Here is a 16426-nt window from a genome sequence, read left to right on the forward strand (position 1 = left end):
GCGCTCGATGATTGCGGCAACCGGCTCGGGCTGCGCGCCGCGGTCCGGGTACGCCGTCAGCAATACGCCCGTCTGCACCGCCTGGTGAAAATCCGCGTAACGCTCCAGCAAGTCAATATCGCACAACTCCCGCGTGCGGTTCAGCCGGGCATGCGCGCGCTCCATGCGCAGGTCGAAGTTGTCCGGACGGCAGTGCTTCCAACCCGGGCTTCCCCAGTCGCGGCGCCATGCGGCAGGAGGCCACGCCTTCATGACGAGGATTCCGCTGCCGTGCAACAGGTAGAGCTTGCCGTCGCGGAGATGTGCTTTGTCGTATTGGAATTCGTTGCGCATGTCATTTGTCGAGACGCCGGCAACAGCGCACCGGTACGCATGGTTCCAGCCGGGAATCGACCCCGTTGCGGTGCCAGCAGAGTAACCTTTAGTTTACTTTGGTCCCGGTGCTTGCTGCATAGCCGTTACAGCAGGCGTTACAGCGCGGGCTGGCAGCCCGGCACTTCGGCCGCCAGGAAAAAGGCTAAAGGGTGGCAATGGGCCACCGCCCGCGGCCCGGACATGACCGCTGCCTGCCCTTTGGGCAGCGATTACAGCAGATTCGCGACATACGCCCCACTGATGCGGGCGCTTTCGAGGGAATCCGGCGCGCCATCGGCGCCGGGCACGAAATTGTCGTCCTGTTCGACGATATACCAGGCGACGCCGGCCTCGCGCGCCGCATCGAAGATGGGTGCCCAATTCATGCGGCCGCGCCCTGCTTCCGTCAGGGCGGGTTTGCGGTCCTCGACCTTATAATCCTTGATGTGGAGCAGGGGCACGCGTTCACCGTAGGCATTAATCAGGCGGACGGGATCGACACCGCCCACTGCAGCCCAGCAGGTATCAAGCTGGACGGCGAGGCGGCCCGGCTCAGAATGTTTGAAGAGCAGGTCGTGGATACGTTCGCCGTCTACACACGCGAACTCGTGTGCGTGGTTGTGGTAACAGAGGCGGACGCCCGCCCGGCGCAGGATTTCGCCCGCGGCGTCCATGCGGCGCGCGGCTTCGGTCCAGGCTTCCCGCGTGTGGAAACCTTCGCCGCCGAGCCACGGCACGACAATGAAGCGCAGCCCGAAACACCGCGCGTACGCGACGGCATTTTCAGGGTGCTGGACGACTTCTTCGTAGCCGATGTGCGCACTGACGGCGGACAGGCCCGCCTGGTCGAGCAGGCGCTTGTATTCACCCGGCGCATGGCCTTGGGTGCCCGCCAGTTCGACGTATCGGAAGCCGATTTTCCGGACCACGGCGAGCGTGCCAGACACATCGCGTTCGAGCTGGTCCCGGACCGTATACAGTTGCAGCGCGTAAGGCTTTTCCGCCATGACCGCTCCTCCCTTGGGAAAAGCGCCGCCCCCGCGGCGAGCATCTCGTCACGCGTGGGCTGCGAGGAACTCATAGCTTCTGCGAAGCGCGTCGAACACGTCGCCGTCACAGGCGTCCTGCTCGTAAATATACCACTCAACGGCGGCCTCTTCCGCGGCGTCAAACACCGCGGCCCAGTCGAGCATGCCCTGCCCGAGCGGCGTGAACACGGGGCGTCCGGGCGCATCGCGGGCTGGGGCAAGGTCTTTCACGTGCAGCAGAGGGCACCGGCCTGCGTATTTGCGGATGTAAGCGGCGGGATCAGCGCCGCCCACGGCCAGCCAAGCCGTGTCGAATTCGGCACAGAGATGCGTTGCGTCCGTTTCCTCGTAAAGGATATCGAGTTTGAGCCGCGGGTCCCCGGCAAAGCGTTCCAGCTCGAAGGCGTGGTTGTGATAAGACAGGCGCATTCCGGCGCCGCGCAGGCGCGCGCCAAGTGCATCGAGCCGTGCCGCGCCGCGCCGCCAGGCATCGATCGAATCGAGGCAATCGCTCATCATGCCGCCGGACGCGAGGTCGGGCGCGCCGACGGTGCGCCAGAATGCGCTGACGGCCGCCAAGTCCGTTTCAAGGGGTTCGACGGCGCAGTGGGCGGCGATAGCCTTCAGGCCGGCCTGATCGAGGGCGTCACGAATGGCCGGGGCGGGCAAATCCGGCATGGCGCTCCATTGCACGTAGTCAAATCCCGCCTCGCGGCAACGGCGCAGCGTGCCGGGCAGGTCGTGCGCGGCCGCATCGCGAACCGTATAGAGCTGCAGGGCAATGCCGATGTTCGACACGTTGGCGGCCCTCCACGGGCGGCGCCGCCGCGGCGGCGCAACCGGACGCAGGCGTCAGCTTTCTTTGGCTTCGCCCAGGTCTACGAGCTCGATGCGAGCCATCTCGGCCTTGTCGCCGACGCGATGCCCGGTCCGCAGGATGCGCGTATAGCCGCCGGGCCGCTCGGCGTAGGCGGGCGCAATCTCCGTGAACAGGCTGGTGACTACGTCGCGGTCGCGCAAGACGGCATAGGCTTGGCGGCGGTTGTGCACGGAATCCACCTTGGCCAGCGTGATCAAGGGCTCGGCGAACCGGCGCAATTCCTTGGCCTTGGCGACACCCGTCTCGATGGCGCGGTACTTGAACAAGGCAAGGGCTAGGGCCTTCATCGTCGCCTTGCGATGCGACATCTGGCGGCCGAGCCGCTTGCCGGCTTTTCTGTGCCTCATTCTTCTTCCTCGCTAATGGTCAGTTCTTCCGCGGCGGGCCCGAAGTCCTCGGGTTCCGTTGCGCGCCCGGCGCCCGGCTTCATGCCGAGGCTGAGGCCCATCGCCGCGAGCAGGCTCTTGATCTCGTCCAGACTCTTCTTGCCAAAATTATGGAACTGGAGCATTTCGCTCTCTTCGCGCGCGATCAGGTCTCCGATGGTGCGGATATTCGCGGCGCGCAAGCAGTTGGCCGCGCGCACGCTGAGGTCAAGCTCATCGACGGATTTCGCGAGCTTGCGCGCCAATTCGGGGTCTTCCGCCAAGTCGCCGTCCGCGCCGCCCTTCTGCTCGGCCTCGTGCCGGAGGAAGATCTTCAGGTGCTCCATGAGCAGGGCGGCGGCCTCTTCCAGCGCGCGCTCCGGGGAAATGGAGCCGTTGGTGTGGATGTCGAGAATGAGCCGGTCGTAGTCGGTCATTTGCCCGACGCGCGCGTCCTCGACCTGGAAGTTCACCTTGGTCACCGGGGAGAAGTTAGCGTCCAAGTAGATGGTGCCGAGCGGGGCATGCTCGAGCTCGAAGTGTTCCGCGGTGACATATCCGCGGCCGCGGGCGACCTTGATCTCCATGTCGATCTTGGTGCTCTTCGAGGTGGCGGTGAAGACAACGTGGTCCGGGTTGAACACGTCCACTTCCGCGCCCTTGAACAACTGCACGGCCGTGACCGGTCCCTCGCCCTTGTGGCTGAACGAAAAGATCAGCGATTCCTCGCGGTTGAGCCGGACCTGGCATTTCTTGAGGTTGAGGACGACGTCGGTAACGTCTTCCTGAACGCCGGGAATCGCCGAGAATTCATGCGGGATGCCCTCGAAGCGGATGGCCGTAACAGCGGAACCCTCGAGAGACGCCAACAGGACCCGGCGCAGCGCGTTGCCGACGGTCGTGCCGTAGCCGCGTTCGAAGGCCTCGACCGTAATCCGGGCATAGCGGTCGGTGGCGCCCTCGTCCATCTTCACGAATTTGGGTATGGTAAATTCCTTGTCAATCATCGGTGCTGCCTTTCGCCATGGGCCGTTGCGTTTCGCTTCCTTCCCCGTCGATGCGTGAACCGGCGCCGTCCCGGCGGGCCCTTAGACCCGGCGGCGTTTCGGCGGACGGCAACCGTTATGCGGGATGCTGGTCACGTCACGGATCAAGGTCACGTTGAGACCAGCAGCCTGGATCGCGCGTATGGCGGACTCGCGGCCCGCACCGGGACCGTTCACGTGCACCCGGACTTCGCGCAGCCCGACGTCGATCGCCTTGCGCGCGGCAGCTTCCGCGGCGACCTGGGCCGCGAACGCCGTGCTCTTTCGGGAACCGACGAAGCCGCACTGGCCGGCGCTCGACCATGCGATAACGTTACCTTGCATGTCGGTTATCGAAATGATCGTGTTATTGAAGGTAGCCTGCACGTGCGCTACGCCGGAAGTCACATTCAGCGCTATGCGCCGCTTCCGTCCCTTCGTCCCTTTCCGTTTTTCCTTGGCCACGAGTGCTTACCTCCTCTTATTTCTTCTTAATGGCCGTGCGCCGCGGCCCCTTGCGCGTGCGCGCATTGGTATGCGTGCGCTGTCCGTGCACGGGCAGTCCCCGTTTGTGCCGGAGACCGCGGTAGCAGTTGATGTCCATCAGGCGCTTGATGTTCGCCGTTACTTCGCGGCGCAAGTCGCCTTCCACCTTGTATTGCGCCTGGATGGCGGTGGAGAGCTGGCTGACCTGTTCGTCCGTCAGTTCGCGCACCCGCATATCCGGATGGATGCCGGTCATCTCGAGCACCTTGCGGGCGCGTGTGGGCCCGATGCCATAGATGGCCTGCAGCCCCGCTTCCACGCGACGGTCCCGAGGCAGGTCGACGCCAACAATGCGTGCCATGAGTTCTCTTCTCCTCGTTTAGCCTTGCCGCTGCTTGTGTTTCGGATTCTCACAGATCACCCGGAGACGGCCATGCCGCCGGATGATTCGGCACTTCTCGCAGATCTTCTTCACGGAGGTCCTTATTTTCATCGTCTCAACTCCTTACATGCGTTCCCGGGCGCCAGCGCCGTGGCCGACGCGGTCACTCTTCCGCCTGGCCCCAGACCAGCGAGGGCGCACGGGACAGGATCTCGCCGCCGTCCTCGCGCACCACAACCGAATGCTCGAAATGCGCACTCGGCTTGCCGTCTGCCGTGACAACCGTCCAGCCGTCACGCAGCACGCGCACCTTGTGCGTGCCCAGATTCACCATGGGCTCGATGGCCAGCACCATGCCGGCGCGCAGCATCGGCCCGCGTTCGCCTGTCACGAAATTCGGGATCTGCGGCTCCTCGTGGAGTTCCGCGCCAACACCATGACCCACGAAATCACGCACGATGCCCATTCCGGCCGGCCGGCAAACCGCCTCAACGGCCTTCGCGATATCCTCAAGGTAGTTGCCGGCTCTGGCCGCCTTGATCGCGCGAGACAAGGCGCGGTCCGCCACCTTGAGCAGGCGGCGGCGTTGCGCATCCACGGTCCCGCACGGCCAAGTCACGGCCGCATCGCCATAATAACCTTTGTAACACACGCCAATGTCGATACTGACTATCTCGCCTTCGCGCATGATGCGGTCGCCGGGGATGCCGTGCACGACCACCTCATCCACCGAGATGCACGTGGCCGCGGGATAGCCCCGGTAACCCAGAAACGCGGATGTTGCGCCGTGCGCGCGGATGACCTCCACGGCCGCGGCATCCAGTTCCCGCGTTTTCGCTCCCGGCTGAATCATGGCCGCAAGCGCGGCATGCACCTCCGCCACAATCCGGTTTGCCTCGCGGAGCAGCGCGATCTCCCGTTCGGAACGGATCGCTATCATGCCGGTCTCATCCGGCCCAACGGCCCGCTTTGGCCAACCGTCACGCATGACACATCCTGTTGTCAATACCCACGACGCGCGCGGATGCGCCGGCCGCGCGATCCGAACCCGTCATAATGTCGCATAATCAAATGCTGCTCGATCTGGCGAATCGTGTCGAGGGCCACGCCCACCAGGATAAGAAGACTCGTGCCGCCGAAGAACTGCACGATGGTCGGATCCGGCACGTCCAGAAAGCGGTAGACGATGGGCGGCAGCAGCGCGACCAAGGCCAGGAACAGGGACCCGGCCAACGTGACGCGCGTCATGACGCGGTTCAGGTAGTCCGCCGTGGCCTTGCCCGGGCGCACGCCCACGATGACACCGCCGTATTTTTTCATGTTATCGGCCATTTCCACGGGATTGAAGGTAATGGCCGTATAGAAGAACGAGAAGAAGATGATCAAGCCGGCATACATCAGGTTGTAGGGGATTCCCGACCAGTCGAAGAGGGTGGTCAAGAAAGCTTCCAGCCAAGGCACACTCACGGACTGGGCGAGCGAGCCCGGCAGCATGAGTATGGAGCTGGCGAAGATGATGGGGATAACGCCGGCCTGATTGACGCGCAGCGGCAGATAGGTCCGCTGTCCGCCCACGACGCCGCGCCCGCGAATCTGTCGCGGGTACTGCACGGGTATGCGCCGCTGGCCGGTGGTCACGACAATCGCGCCGGCCACGACCGCCACCAGCAAGAAGACCAGGATCAGCGCCTGGAATATGCTCATTTGGTCGTTGCCCAGCATGCGGAACAGGTTGAATACGGCGCTGGGCATGCGCGACACGATACTGATGAAGATAATCAGCGACATGCCGTTGCCCACGCCATATTCGCTGATCTGCTCGCCCTGCCACATGATAAAGGCCGTGCCCGTGGTCAGGGTCATGATGGCCATGAGCCGGAACCCCCAGCCCTGGTCCGGCACGATATCAGCCCCAAGACTCTCCATGTACAGGGCAATCATGAACCCCTGCACGATGCAGAGAAGGATGGTGCCGTAGCGGGTGTATTCGGTGATCTTGCGCTGGCCTTCCTGACCCGACTTCTGCAGGGCTTCCAGCGAGGGAATCACCGGCACGAGCAGCGACATGATGATGGAGGCGGTGATATACGGCATGATGCCGAGCGCGAAGACCGTGGCGTTCGCAAAGGCGCCGCCCGTGAACATGTCGTAAAAGCCAAGCAGACCGCCCGCTTCGCCCAGCGTCTTGGCCAAGGCCGCCCCGTCCACGCCCGGCATGGGCACGTGACAGCCAAGCCGGTAGATCGCCAGCATCAGCAGCGTAAAGATGATGCGGCTCTTCAACTCGGGAATCTTGAAGGCGTTCTTGAAAGCTTCAATGGGCTGGGACACCTATGCTACTCCTCGCTTATTCGGCCGGCGCCGCCGCCGTCGCGTCCGCGCCTTCCCGCCCCACAATCTCGATGGTCCCGCCCGCAGCCTCGATCTTCGCGCGCGCGGACGGGCTAATCGCCTGCACCTTGACCGTGAGCCGCGTCTTGATCTCGCCGCGGCCCAGAATCTTGATGCCGCCGGGCAGTGCCTGCGCCAACCCGGCCTCCACCAGCATGGCTGAGGTCACTTCCATGCCGTCGTCAAAGATTTGTTCGAGCACGTCCACGTTGACGATACCCATGGGCCAACGCTTCTCGTGGTGGAACCCACGCTTGGGCAGACGGCGGTGCAGCGGCATCTGGCCGCCCTCAAAACCGGGCCGCAAGGTCATGCCTGACCGGGATTTCTGCCCCTTATGGCCCCGGCCGCAGGTCTTGCCGTGCCCCGAACCGGTGCCGCGTCCGACCCGCTTGCGATTCTTGCGCGCGCCCGGCGCGCTCCTCAGATTGCTCAGGTCCATGGTCTCGTAATCCTTATCCCGTTCCGTATCATCCGCGAGGCGGCATTACAGCACTTCGGCCACTTCGAGGCCGCGCATCGCGGCGACTTCTTCCACGCGCCTCAGGTTTTTCAGACCTTCGAGCGTTGCCCAGACCACGTTGGTCGCGTTGTTCGACCCCAACGATTTCGTCAGGATGTTTTTGTAGCCCGCGGCTTCGACCACGGAGCGGACCGGACCGCCGGCCACGATGCCCGTGCCGAGCGAAGCCGGCTTGAGCAGCACACAGGCGGAATCCGACTGTCCGTGCACCTCGTGCGGGATCGTCGTGTTCACGATGGGCACTTCAATCATGCAGCGCCGGGCGCGTTCGATCGCCTTGCGGATAGCCTCGGGCACTTCCGCGGCCTTGCCCATGGCGGCGCCGACATGACCCTGGCCGTCGCCCACGACGACGATGGCGCTGAAGCTGAACCGCCGGCCGCCTTTTACCACTTTGGCGACGCGGTAAATCTTCACCACGTGTTCAATGAGTTCGTTTTCCTGCCCCTCGCGTTCGCGTGTGCGCCTGGGGGCGCGGGGTTCCGCCGATGCTGGTCCCGTATTCAACGTGCATTCTCCTAGAATTGCAGGCCGGCTTCGCGCGCCGCCTCGGCCAATGCCTTGACGCGGCCATGATACAGCCGCCCGCCACGATCAAAACACACTCTCTGGATGCCCTCCGCCACCGCTTTCTCGCCGAGGGCCTTGCCAACTTCCTTCGCGCCGGCGACGTTGCCTCCGGGAACCTTGAGCGCGAGCGAGGAAACCGTCGTCAGCACGCGGCCCCGGCTGTCGTCGATGATTTGCGCGTAGATATGCTTCAGCGTGCGGGTAACCCGCAGCCTGGGCCGGTCCGGAGACCCGAAGATATCCTTGCGCACCCGGCTTTTCCGCCGTTCCAGCAACTTAACTTTTCTGCTCTTTCGTGCCATCGAAGTCGTTTCCCGATCGCGTCGCGCCGCGTACTAGGCCGCGCGAACGCGCTGTTGCACCAGGGCCCACCGGTTACTTGGCGCCGGCCTTGCCCACTTTACGACGCACATGCTCGGTCGAGTAACGCACGCCCTTGCCCTTGTACGGTTCGGGTTTGCGGATGGCGCGAATGTTCGCGGCCACCTGCCCGACCAGTTCCTTGTCGATGCCGGAAACCCGGATCGTCTGCGGGGTATCCACAGCAAAGGCAATCCCTTCCGGCGGCTCGACGGTCACCGGATGGCTGTAGCCGAGCGCCAGGTTAAGGTTCCGGCCCTGCAGCGAGGCGCGGTACCCCACGCCTTCGATAAGCAGCGTCTTCTCGAAGCCCTGTGTCACGCCGACAATCATGTTGTGGACGAGCGCCCGCGTCAGGCCGTGGACGGCGCGGTCCTCGCGCGCGTCGCTCGGCCGCGTAACGTGGATTTCCTTGTCTTCGAGCGTAATCTTCATGCGCGGCACAAATTCGCGTTCCAGCGTTCCCTTCGGGCCTTTGACCTTCAGGCAAGCGCCCTTCACTTCGCAGGTCACGCCATCCGGAATGGGCACCGGCAGTCTACCGATTCGCGACACGGTTCACTTCCTTTCCTTGCTTGCCCGGCCTTACCAGACCTCGCAGATGAGCTCGCCGCCGACGCCCGCCTTGCGCGCGTCTTTGCCGGTCATCACGCCGCTGGATGTGCTGAGAATTGAAATGCCGAGTCCGCTGCGGACAGGCTTGATATCCTTCGTGCGCACATACACGCGCAGGCTGGGCCTGCTGATGCGCCGCAGACCCTGGAGCACCGGGCTGCGGTCCGGCAGGTACTTGAGCGTGATACGCAGTCGGCCTGGCCCGATATCCTCCACGATCTCGAAATCCTTGATGAAGCCTTGTTCCTTCAGTACGCGGCAGATTTCGAGCTTCAGGCCGGACGCCGGGCATTCCACGACGCCTTGCTGCGCCAGGATGGCGTTGCGCAGGCGCGTCAGCAAATCGGCAATGGGATCACTCATAGCCATGATACTGTCTACCTTTCCTCACCAGCTCGACTTTTTCACGCCGGGCAACTTGCCTTCGAGCGCCAGTTCACGCAAGGCTATCCGGGACAGGCGGAATTTGCGGTAGTAGCCCCGGGGACGGCCCGATAGGGCACACCTGTTACGGTAGCGCACCGGGCTCGAGTCGCGGGGCAGCCGCGCCAGTTTGCGGTAGGCCTCCTGCCGCTGTTCCATGGTCGACGCGGGATTCTTGATGATGGCGAGCAGTTCTCGGCGCTTGCCGCGATACTGGTTCACCAGCTTCGTTATCCGCTTTACCTGTTCAATCTTGCATTTCTTCGCCAAGGTGCTACTCCTTGTGCTGCCGGTTTGTCTGCCTAATTGCTGAACGGCATCCCGAGTTGGCGCAACAACTCGCGGCTTTCTTCCGGGGACTTGCTGTTCTTGATCACGAACGTGATGTTCATGCCGCGCACTTTCGTGATCTTGTCTATATTGATTTCTGGGAATATGGTCTGCTCGCGCAGACCGAGGGTGAAATTCCCGAACTTGTCAAAACCGCGCGGCGAAATGCCGCGAAAGTCGCGGATACGCGGGATCGCCACGTTGAACAGCCGGTCCATGAACTCGTACATGCGGTTGCCGCGCAGCGTGACCATGCAGCCGACCTGCGCGCCCGCGCGCAGCTTGAAGTTCGAAATGGACCGCCGCGCCTTGCGGATGCAGCCTTTCTGCCCCGTGATGACGCCCAATTCGGTCAGCGCGGTTTCGAGCAAGCGCAGGTCCTGGGTCGCGTCGCCGACGCCCATGTTGACGACGACTTTCTCGACCTTCACCGCCTGCATGACGTTCTTGTAGCCGAACTGCTCGCGCATGCGCGGCAGAATCTCGTTTGCGTAGCGTTCTTTGAGTCTTGGTGCCACAGTAGCGCTCCTCCTCACCGCTTATCGTTGAGGGTTTCGCCGTTAATTTGGAAGATCCGCACGCGGCTGCCGTCTTCCAGCCGTTTCATCACGATCTTGGACGGCGCCTTGGCCGATTCACACCACGGCATGACGTTTGAGAGGTGTATCGGCGCTTCACGTTCGACGATACCGCCCTGCTGATTGCGGCTGCTCGCCTTGGTGTGGCGCTTGATGACATTCACGCCTTCGACCAACAGCCGTTCCTTCTTCGGATACATGGCCAGTACGCGACCCCGGCGGCCTTTGTATTTGCCGCGGATCACCACGACCGTATCGTTCTTGCGGATATGCATGACCTTTACCCTCTACAGCACTTCGGGCGCCAGGGACAGGATCTTGGTGAACCCCTTGGCGCGCAATTCCCTGGGCACGGGCCCGAACACGCGCGTGCCGCGCGGCTCCGGTTCGTTGCCCTTGTTCTTCTTGTCCAGGTTGACCAGAACGGCGGCGTTCGAATCGAAGCGGATCGTCGTGCCGTCCGCGCGCTTCGTGTCCTGACGCATGCGCACGATGACCGCTTTCACCACGTCGCCCTTCTTGATCGCGGCGTTCGGCAGCGCGTCTTTCACCGTCGCGGTGACGATGTCACCGAGCCCGCCGTAACGCCGCTTCGACCCGCCCATAATTTGAATGATGCGGATTCGCCGGGCGCCGCTGTTGTCCGCCACCTTCAGTCGCGAATAAATCTGAATCATGGCCCTTGTACCTTCTCGCCGCTGGGGCGTCGCCGCTCCTGCGTCAATCTGCGCGTTTCACGATTTCTGCCAGACGCCACCGCTTCGTCTTGCTGAGCGGCCGCGTCTCCACAATCCGCACCGTGTCGCCCACGTGGCACTCGTTGCGCTCGTCATGGGCTTTGAACTTCTTCGTCCGCTTGATGCCCTTCTTGTAGAGGGCGTGCTGCTTCAGCGATTCCACGACGACCGTAATCGTCTTGTCCATGCGGTCGCTGGCCACTACGCCAACCCGCTCTTTCCGGTATGCGTCTGCCATGGTTGCTATTTCCTCTTCTCGGCGGCGAGGTCCCGTTCCCGCAGCACCGTCTTGATGCGCGCGATCTCCTTGCGCGCCTCGCGCACGGATCGCACATTTTCGACGATCTCGGTCGTGGCCTGGACGCGGTAGGCGAGCAGGTCGCGCTGGCGCTTGCCCAGCCGTTCCTGCAGCTGCTCGCCGGTCATTTCACGCAATTGATTCGCTTTCACTCGCCGGCCTCCTCTAGTCGCGCTTCACGAACTTGGTCGGGATCGGCAGTTTGTGCCCGGCGAGGCGAATGGCCTCGCGCGCGATACCCTCGGTCACACCTTCGATCTCGAACATGACGCGGCCCGGCTTCACAACGGCCACCCACTCTTCGGGCGCGCCCTTGCCTTTACCCATGCGCACTTCTGCGGGCTTTTTCGTGATGGGTTTATCCGGAAATACCCGAATCCAGATCTTCCCGCCGCGCTTCACGTAGCGCGTCATGGCGATACGGGCCGCTTCAATCTGGCGCGCCGTGACCCAGCCGTCACGCATCGCCTTGAGTCCATACTCGCCAAAATCCACCGAAATGCCGCCCTTACTCTTGCCCGAACGGCGGCCGCGCTGCTGCTTGCGGTACTTGACTCGCTTCGGCATCAACATCGTGTGACTTCTCCTATCGCGCCGATTCGCGGCCCGCGCCTGAGCGTTCGCCGCGTTCGCCACGCTCGCCACGCTCGCCCCGGTCGCCGCGGCGCGCGTGCGGGGCGGCCTGACCGCCAACCGTCGTCACCATTTCACCGGGCGCCAGTTCGCCGTGGTAGATCCAGCACTTCACGCCAATGGTGCCGTAGGTGGTCCGGGAAATCGCGAAACCGTAGTCCACGTTGGCGCGCAACGTGTGCAGCGGCACACTGCCTTCGCGGGCCTGCTCGGACCGGGCGATTTCCGCGCCGTTCAGGCGGCCCGCCACGCGAAGGCGGATACCTTTCGCGCCCAGCCGCATCGTATTCTGGATCGCCTTTTTCATCGCGCGCCGGAAGGACACGCGGCGTTCCAACTGCTGCGCGATGCTCTCGGCGACAAGCATGGCGCTCAATTCGGGGCTGAGCACCTCATGGATGTTGATCAGCAGTTCACGCCCCGTCAGCTGCTCGAGTTCGTAGCGCAGCTTGTCGACTTCCTGGCCGCGCTGGCCGATCACCAGGCCGGGCCGGGCCGTATAGATGTGTACCTTCGCCTTGCGGCCGGCGCGCTCGATGTCAATCTTGGCCACGCCCGTATTGTGCAGGCGCTTCTTGATGTAGTCGCGGAGCTTCAGGTCCTCGTGGAGCAGGTCCGCGTAGTTCCGGCCCGCGTACCAAATGGACGACCAGTTCTGGATGACGCCCAGGCGGAAGCCGTTAGGATGTACCTTTTGACCCACGGTGCTCTCCTTTTATTTTTTCGTTTTGCCTTTTGCGGAGGCTTTTTCCTGGACCTCGCCGCCGCTGATCTCAATGCGCACATGGCTGCGGGTCTTGCGAATGCGCACGCCCCGGCCGCGCGGCATGGCGCGCCAGCGTTTCAGCGTCAGGCCCTGGTCCACCATGATCGTCGAGACGACCATCTCGTCCGTGTCGATGCGGTCGTGCTTTTCCGCGGCCAGGTTTTCGGCGTTGGCCACGGCCGAATCGAGCAGCTTGCGCAGCGGCATGGCGGACTTCTTCAACGTGTAGTCCAGAATGTAGCGCGCTTCCGCCACCTTCTTGCCGCGGATCAGGTCGGCTACGAGCCGGGCCTTGCGCGGGGCGACGGTCAGGTTTTTAACGTATGCCTTGGCGGTTGCCATAACGAATGCTCCCGGTTACTTCGCGCCCGCGTGCGCGCGGAACGTGCGCGTAGGCGCGAATTCGCCCAGCCTGTGCCCGACCATGTTCTCGGTGATGAACACCGGGATGAACGTCTTGCCGTTGTGGACCGCAATGGTCAACCCCACCATGTCGGGGATGACCGTCGAACGCCGCGACCACGTCTTGATGACCTTGCGGTCCTTGGTCGCCTGCGCCGCGCGAATCTTGTCGAGCAGGCTCACTTCTACGAAGTATCCCTTTTTCAGTGAACGAGCCACCGTGCGTTCTCCTCTTCGCCGTTACCGGGTCCTGCGACGGATGATGTACTTGTTGGTGCGGTGCGTCTTCTTGCGCGTCTTGTATCCCTTGGTGGGCTTGCCCCACGGCGTGCTGGGGTGCCGGCCGCCCGAGGTGCGGCCCTCGCCGCCGCCGTGCGGGTGGTCCACCGGGTTCATCGCGACGCCGCGCACCTTGGGCCGCTTGCCGAGCCAGCGGGTCCGGCCCGCCTTGCCGACCTCGATGTTGACGTGCTCTTCATTGCCGACCGTGCCGATGGTGGCGCGGCAGTTGGAGAGGACCCGGCGCATTTCGCCGGAGGGCAGGCGCAGCACGCAATAACGGCCTTCCTTGGCCAGCAACTGGCAGCCGTTCCCCGCGGCGCGGGCCATTTGGCCGCCTTTGCCCGGCACAAGTTCGACATTGTGAATGTTCGTGCCCAGCGGGATGCGGTCGAGCGGCAAGGTGTTGCCCACATCATACTCGGCGTCGGGGCCGCTCACGATCCGCTGGCCCACCGCCAAACCGTTGGGCGCGATGATATAGCGCTTTTCGCCGTCGAGGTAGGAGATAAGCGCGATGCGCGCACTGCGGTTCGGGTCGTATTCAATCGAGACGACCTTACCCGGAATACCGTCCTTCTCGCGCTGAAAATCGATGCTGCGGTAACGGCGCTTGTGGCCGCCGCCCCGGCGCCGCATGGTAATGCGGCCCTGGTTGTTGCGCCCGGCGCGGTCGTGCGCGGGTTGGGTAAGCGCCTTTTCGGGCCGCGTCTTGGTGATTTCGGAGAAATCCGCCACCGACATGCCGCGGCGCGACGGGGTAACGGGTTTGAATCGCTTTACTGGCATGGGTCCGCCTTCCCTAAATCAGTTCAATGACATCGCCCCGGCGCAGCGTAACGATCGCTTTCTTCCACTGGGAACGGCGCCCGACGCGCCGCGACCGCATGTGCTGCCGGAGTTTGCCCTGATAGTTCATCGTGTTTACCGAAACGACATGCACTTCGGGAAACTGGATCTCAATCGCTTCCTTGATTTGCTGTTTGTTCGCTTCGGGATGCACGCGAAACGTATATTGGTTTGCTTTGCGCGTCTGGATCTGCGAATCTTCCGTGATAATCGGCCGCAGAATGATCTTGTGGGGCTCTACGCTCATGACAGCCTCTCCTGCAAGTATGCTAGCGCCTCTTGCTGAACAATCACGCGGCCGGCCAGCATCACGTCCAGCACATTGACGTCAGCGGCTGTGCGCACGGTCACGTGCGGGATGTTGCGCGACGACAACAGCACGTTCCGGTCCGTGGCTGCCGTGACCAGCAGCGTTTTGCGCCCTTCGGGCGACAGGCGCGCCATCATCGCGGCAAACGGTTTCGTCTTGGGCTGCTCCACCTGCAATCCGGCCAGCACGCTGAGGCGGTCCTCGCGGAGCCGGTCGCTGAGTGCGCAGCACACGGCCTGCCGCTTGACGCGCACGGGCACGTCTTGGCGGTAACTGCGCGGGATAGGCCCAAAGATGGTGCCACCGCCGCGCATCTGGGGCTCGCGGCTGCTGCCCTGCCGGGCACGGCCGGTTCCCTTTTGACGAAACGGCTTAATGCCGCCGCCGCTCACTTCCTTGCGCGTTTTCGTCTTGTGCGTGCCGTGGCGGGCCGCGTTCCGCAGCGCCAGGACCGCCTCGTGGACGACCGTTTCGTTAAAGGGAGCGTCAAAGACCTGGTCGCTCACCTCGAGCATACCCTGCTCGACGCCGGCCGTATCGACGACTTTAACCGAAGCCATTACTTCGACCCTTTCTCCGTCTTCTCGCCTGCCTTGCGCGCGCGTGCCTTGATGCTGCGGCGCACCATGACGATGCCGCCGTTGGCGCCGGGCACCGCGCCGCGGACTACCAGCAGGTTCTTCTCGGCGTCTACTTCCACCACTTCGAGATTCTGCGCGGTGACGCGCTCATCGCCCATGTGGCCGGGCAACCCCTTGCCCTTGTACACCTCGGCGGGGTACGCGCTCTGGCCGATGGACCCGGGCGCCCGGTGAAAATTGGAGCCGTGCGTGCCCGGACCGCCGCTGTAGTGGTGGCGCTTGATCACCCCGGCAAAACCCTTGCCCTTCGATCGGCCCGTTACATCGACCGAGTCGCCGATCTGGAGGACCCAGTCCCCGATCTTGAACTTGATGATTTCTACCTCGACCTCCTCGCCCTTCTCCTTGTCCTTCACCTTCTTCTTTTCCGTGACAGTCTCAATCCTGACTTCGCCGCCCGTCGCAAGCGCGCTGTCCTTCGCCACGCGGAATTCGACGAGACGCCGTTTCGGCGTGACCTTGGCCTTCGCGAAATGGCCCGCCACGGGCTTCGTGCAGCGCTTCTCCTTCAGTTCCTGGAAGCCAAGCTGCACGGCATCGTAACCGTCGGTCTCTTCGCACTTGCGTTGCACGACCGCACATGGGCCCGCCTCGATAAGCGTCACGGGTATCCACCGCCCATCCGGGGTAAAAATGCGCGTCATGCCGACTTTCTTTCCCAGTATTCCGTTCAGCATCGCTTGTAGTCCTCTGCCGCGTCCGCGCGTTCGGCCGCTACTGCTTAATCTCCACGTCGACACCCGCGGGCAAGTCGAGCCTCATGAGCGCATCGACCGTAGCCGCGTTCGGGTTGAGAATGTCGAGCAGCCGTTTGTGGGTGCGGCTCTCGAACTGCTCCCGCGACTTCTTGTCAATGTGCGGTCCACGCAAGACGGTGTACTTGCTGAGGGCAGTCGGCAGCGGTATGGGACCGTTGATGCCGGCGCCCGTGCGCTGCGCCGCAGCCACGATTTCGCGCGTCGATTGATCGAGCAAATGATGATCATACGCCCGCAGCTTAATCCGTATCTTATGCGTAGCGGCCATGATTGCGTCTCCGGTTCTTGTCCTGTCGTCCGTGCCTTTATTCTATGCAATAACCTTGGTCACGACGCCCGCGCCCACGGTGCGGCCGCCTTCGCGGATCGCGAAGCGCAATTCCTCGTTCATCGCGATCGGGGTAATCAGTTCCGCCGTGATCCGGATGTTGTCGCCGGGCATC

General features: G+C 63.3%; 31 protein-coding genes. All 31 read right to left on the minus strand.

Features of this window, described 5'->3' with window-relative positions; genetic code table 11:
* A partial coding sequence (locus KA184_18470; protein MBP8131570.1) for a hypothetical protein occupies positions 1 to 333 on the minus strand: 333 nt, incomplete at its 3' end.
* 251 nt (positions 334 to 584) lie between these two features.
* Entirely contained in the window at positions 585 to 1361 is a 777-nt protein-coding gene (locus KA184_18475; GenBank protein MBP8131571.1) for a sugar phosphate isomerase/epimerase, read from the minus strand.
* Positions 1362 to 1409: 48 nt separating this feature from the next.
* The gene (locus KA184_18480) at positions 1410 to 2180 is read right to left on the minus strand and encodes a sugar phosphate isomerase/epimerase (protein MBP8131572.1); all 771 of its coding nucleotides are present in this window, start codon (positions 2178 to 2180) and stop codon (positions 1410 to 1412) included.
* Positions 2181 to 2234: 54 nt separating this feature from the next.
* Entirely contained in the window at positions 2235 to 2609 is a 375-nt protein-coding gene (rplQ, locus tag KA184_18485) for a 50S ribosomal protein L17 (GenBank protein MBP8131573.1), read from the minus strand.
* Positions 2606 to 3634, minus strand: coding sequence for a DNA-directed RNA polymerase subunit alpha (locus KA184_18490; GenBank protein ID MBP8131574.1), 1029 nt, complete (start codon positions 3632 to 3634; stop codon positions 2606 to 2608). The genes rplQ and KA184_18490 overlap by 4 nt, the downstream gene beginning before the upstream one ends.
* 81 nt (positions 3635 to 3715) lie before the next feature.
* Complete coding sequence (rpsK, locus tag KA184_18495) at positions 3716 to 4117, minus strand: 30S ribosomal protein S11 (protein MBP8131575.1); 402 nt, start codon at positions 4115 to 4117, stop codon at positions 3716 to 3718.
* 16 nt (positions 4118 to 4133) lie between these two features.
* The gene (gene rpsM, locus KA184_18500) at positions 4134 to 4499 is read right to left on the minus strand and encodes a 30S ribosomal protein S13 (GenBank protein MBP8131576.1); all 366 of its coding nucleotides are present in this window, start codon (positions 4497 to 4499) and stop codon (positions 4134 to 4136) included.
* 18 nt (positions 4500 to 4517) lie between these two features.
* Entirely contained in the window at positions 4518 to 4631 is a 114-nt protein-coding gene (rpmJ, locus tag KA184_18505) for a 50S ribosomal protein L36 (protein ID MBP8131577.1), read from the minus strand.
* Positions 4632 to 4683: 52 nt separating this feature from the next.
* Positions 4684 to 5460, minus strand: coding sequence for a type I methionyl aminopeptidase (gene map, locus KA184_18510; GenBank protein MBP8131578.1), 777 nt, complete (start codon positions 5458 to 5460; stop codon positions 4684 to 4686).
* Between the two features lie 62 nt (positions 5461 to 5522).
* The gene (gene secY, locus KA184_18515; protein MBP8131579.1) at positions 5523 to 6851 is read right to left on the minus strand and encodes a preprotein translocase subunit SecY; all 1329 of its coding nucleotides are present in this window, start codon (positions 6849 to 6851) and stop codon (positions 5523 to 5525) included.
* Positions 6852 to 6867: 16 nt separating this feature from the next.
* Positions 6868 to 7353, minus strand: coding sequence for a 50S ribosomal protein L15 (gene rplO, locus KA184_18520; protein MBP8131580.1), 486 nt, complete (start codon positions 7351 to 7353; stop codon positions 6868 to 6870).
* A 45-nt stretch (positions 7354 to 7398) separates the two neighbouring features.
* Entirely contained in the window at positions 7399 to 7941 is a 543-nt protein-coding gene (gene rpsE, locus KA184_18525) for a 30S ribosomal protein S5 (protein ID MBP8131581.1), read from the minus strand.
* Positions 7942 to 7952: 11 nt separating this feature from the next.
* A complete protein-coding gene (locus KA184_18530; GenBank protein ID MBP8131582.1) occupies positions 7953 to 8306 on the minus strand; it encodes a 50S ribosomal protein L18 in 354 nt (117 codons plus the stop codon).
* A gap of 73 nt (positions 8307 to 8379) precedes the next feature.
* A complete protein-coding gene (gene rplF, locus KA184_18535; GenBank protein MBP8131583.1) occupies positions 8380 to 8919 on the minus strand; it encodes a 50S ribosomal protein L6 in 540 nt (179 codons plus the stop codon).
* A gap of 30 nt (positions 8920 to 8949) precedes the next feature.
* A complete protein-coding gene (gene rpsH, locus KA184_18540; protein MBP8131584.1) occupies positions 8950 to 9348 on the minus strand; it encodes a 30S ribosomal protein S8 in 399 nt (132 codons plus the stop codon).
* 18 nt (positions 9349 to 9366) lie between these two features.
* Positions 9367 to 9672: a 30S ribosomal protein S14 gene (rpsN, locus tag KA184_18545; protein ID MBP8131585.1), complete on the minus strand. Its 306-nt coding sequence runs from the start codon at positions 9670 to 9672 to the stop codon at positions 9367 to 9369.
* A gap of 32 nt (positions 9673 to 9704) precedes the next feature.
* Positions 9705 to 10250: a 50S ribosomal protein L5 gene (gene rplE, locus KA184_18550; GenBank protein MBP8131586.1), complete on the minus strand. Its 546-nt coding sequence runs from the start codon at positions 10248 to 10250 to the stop codon at positions 9705 to 9707.
* Positions 10251 to 10264: 14 nt separating this feature from the next.
* Positions 10265 to 10585, minus strand: coding sequence for a 50S ribosomal protein L24 (rplX, locus tag KA184_18555; GenBank protein MBP8131587.1), 321 nt, complete (start codon positions 10583 to 10585; stop codon positions 10265 to 10267).
* A 12-nt stretch (positions 10586 to 10597) separates the two neighbouring features.
* Entirely contained in the window at positions 10598 to 10987 is a 390-nt protein-coding gene (gene rplN, locus KA184_18560) for a 50S ribosomal protein L14 (protein MBP8131588.1), read from the minus strand.
* Positions 10988 to 11030: 43 nt separating this feature from the next.
* The gene (gene rpsQ / locus KA184_18565; protein ID MBP8131589.1) at positions 11031 to 11285 is read right to left on the minus strand and encodes a 30S ribosomal protein S17; all 255 of its coding nucleotides are present in this window, start codon (positions 11283 to 11285) and stop codon (positions 11031 to 11033) included.
* Positions 11286 to 11290: 5 nt separating this feature from the next.
* Positions 11291 to 11497, minus strand: coding sequence for a 50S ribosomal protein L29 (rpmC, locus tag KA184_18570; GenBank protein MBP8131590.1), 207 nt, complete (start codon positions 11495 to 11497; stop codon positions 11291 to 11293).
* Between the two features lie 13 nt (positions 11498 to 11510).
* Positions 11511 to 11918, minus strand: a complete 408-nt coding sequence (gene rplP, locus KA184_18575) for a 50S ribosomal protein L16 (protein MBP8131591.1) — start codon at positions 11916 to 11918, stop codon at positions 11511 to 11513.
* 13 nt (positions 11919 to 11931) lie between these two features.
* Positions 11932 to 12681, minus strand: a complete 750-nt coding sequence (gene rpsC / locus KA184_18580) for a 30S ribosomal protein S3 (GenBank protein ID MBP8131592.1) — start codon at positions 12679 to 12681, stop codon at positions 11932 to 11934.
* Between the two features lie 12 nt (positions 12682 to 12693).
* Positions 12694 to 13086: a 50S ribosomal protein L22 gene (gene rplV / locus KA184_18585; protein ID MBP8131593.1), complete on the minus strand. Its 393-nt coding sequence runs from the start codon at positions 13084 to 13086 to the stop codon at positions 12694 to 12696.
* A 15-nt stretch (positions 13087 to 13101) separates the two neighbouring features.
* The gene (rpsS, locus tag KA184_18590; protein ID MBP8131594.1) at positions 13102 to 13365 is read right to left on the minus strand and encodes a 30S ribosomal protein S19; all 264 of its coding nucleotides are present in this window, start codon (positions 13363 to 13365) and stop codon (positions 13102 to 13104) included.
* 21 nt (positions 13366 to 13386) lie between these two features.
* Positions 13387 to 14214 carry a 50S ribosomal protein L2 gene (rplB, locus tag KA184_18595; GenBank protein ID MBP8131595.1) on the minus strand — a complete coding sequence of 276 codons (828 nt, stop codon included), beginning with the start codon at positions 14212 to 14214 and terminating at the stop codon, positions 13387 to 13389.
* Between the two features lie 13 nt (positions 14215 to 14227).
* The gene (gene rplW, locus KA184_18600) at positions 14228 to 14521 is read right to left on the minus strand and encodes a 50S ribosomal protein L23 (GenBank protein MBP8131596.1); all 294 of its coding nucleotides are present in this window, start codon (positions 14519 to 14521) and stop codon (positions 14228 to 14230) included.
* A complete protein-coding gene (gene rplD, locus KA184_18605) occupies positions 14518 to 15144 on the minus strand; it encodes a 50S ribosomal protein L4 (protein ID MBP8131597.1) in 627 nt (208 codons plus the stop codon). Before rplD ends, rplW begins: the two co-directional genes overlap by 4 nt.
* Positions 15144 to 15902 carry a 50S ribosomal protein L3 gene (gene rplC, locus KA184_18610; GenBank protein MBP8131598.1) on the minus strand — a complete coding sequence of 253 codons (759 nt, stop codon included), beginning with the start codon at positions 15900 to 15902 and terminating at the stop codon, positions 15144 to 15146. Before rplC ends, rplD begins: the two co-directional genes overlap by 1 nt.
* Positions 15903 to 15939: 37 nt before the next feature.
* Positions 15940 to 16251 carry a 30S ribosomal protein S10 gene (gene rpsJ / locus KA184_18615; GenBank protein MBP8131599.1) on the minus strand — a complete coding sequence of 104 codons (312 nt, stop codon included), beginning with the start codon at positions 16249 to 16251 and terminating at the stop codon, positions 15940 to 15942.
* 42 nt (positions 16252 to 16293) lie between these two features.
* Positions 16294 to 16426, minus strand: a 133-nt coding sequence (tuf, locus tag KA184_18620; protein ID MBP8131600.1) for an elongation factor Tu, incomplete at its 5' end; no start/stop codon positions are given.

Source organism: Candidatus Hydrogenedentota bacterium (assembly GCA_018005585.1).
In the GTDB taxonomy this organism is placed as follows: domain Bacteria; phylum Hydrogenedentota; class Hydrogenedentia; order Hydrogenedentales; family JAGMZX01; genus JAGMZX01.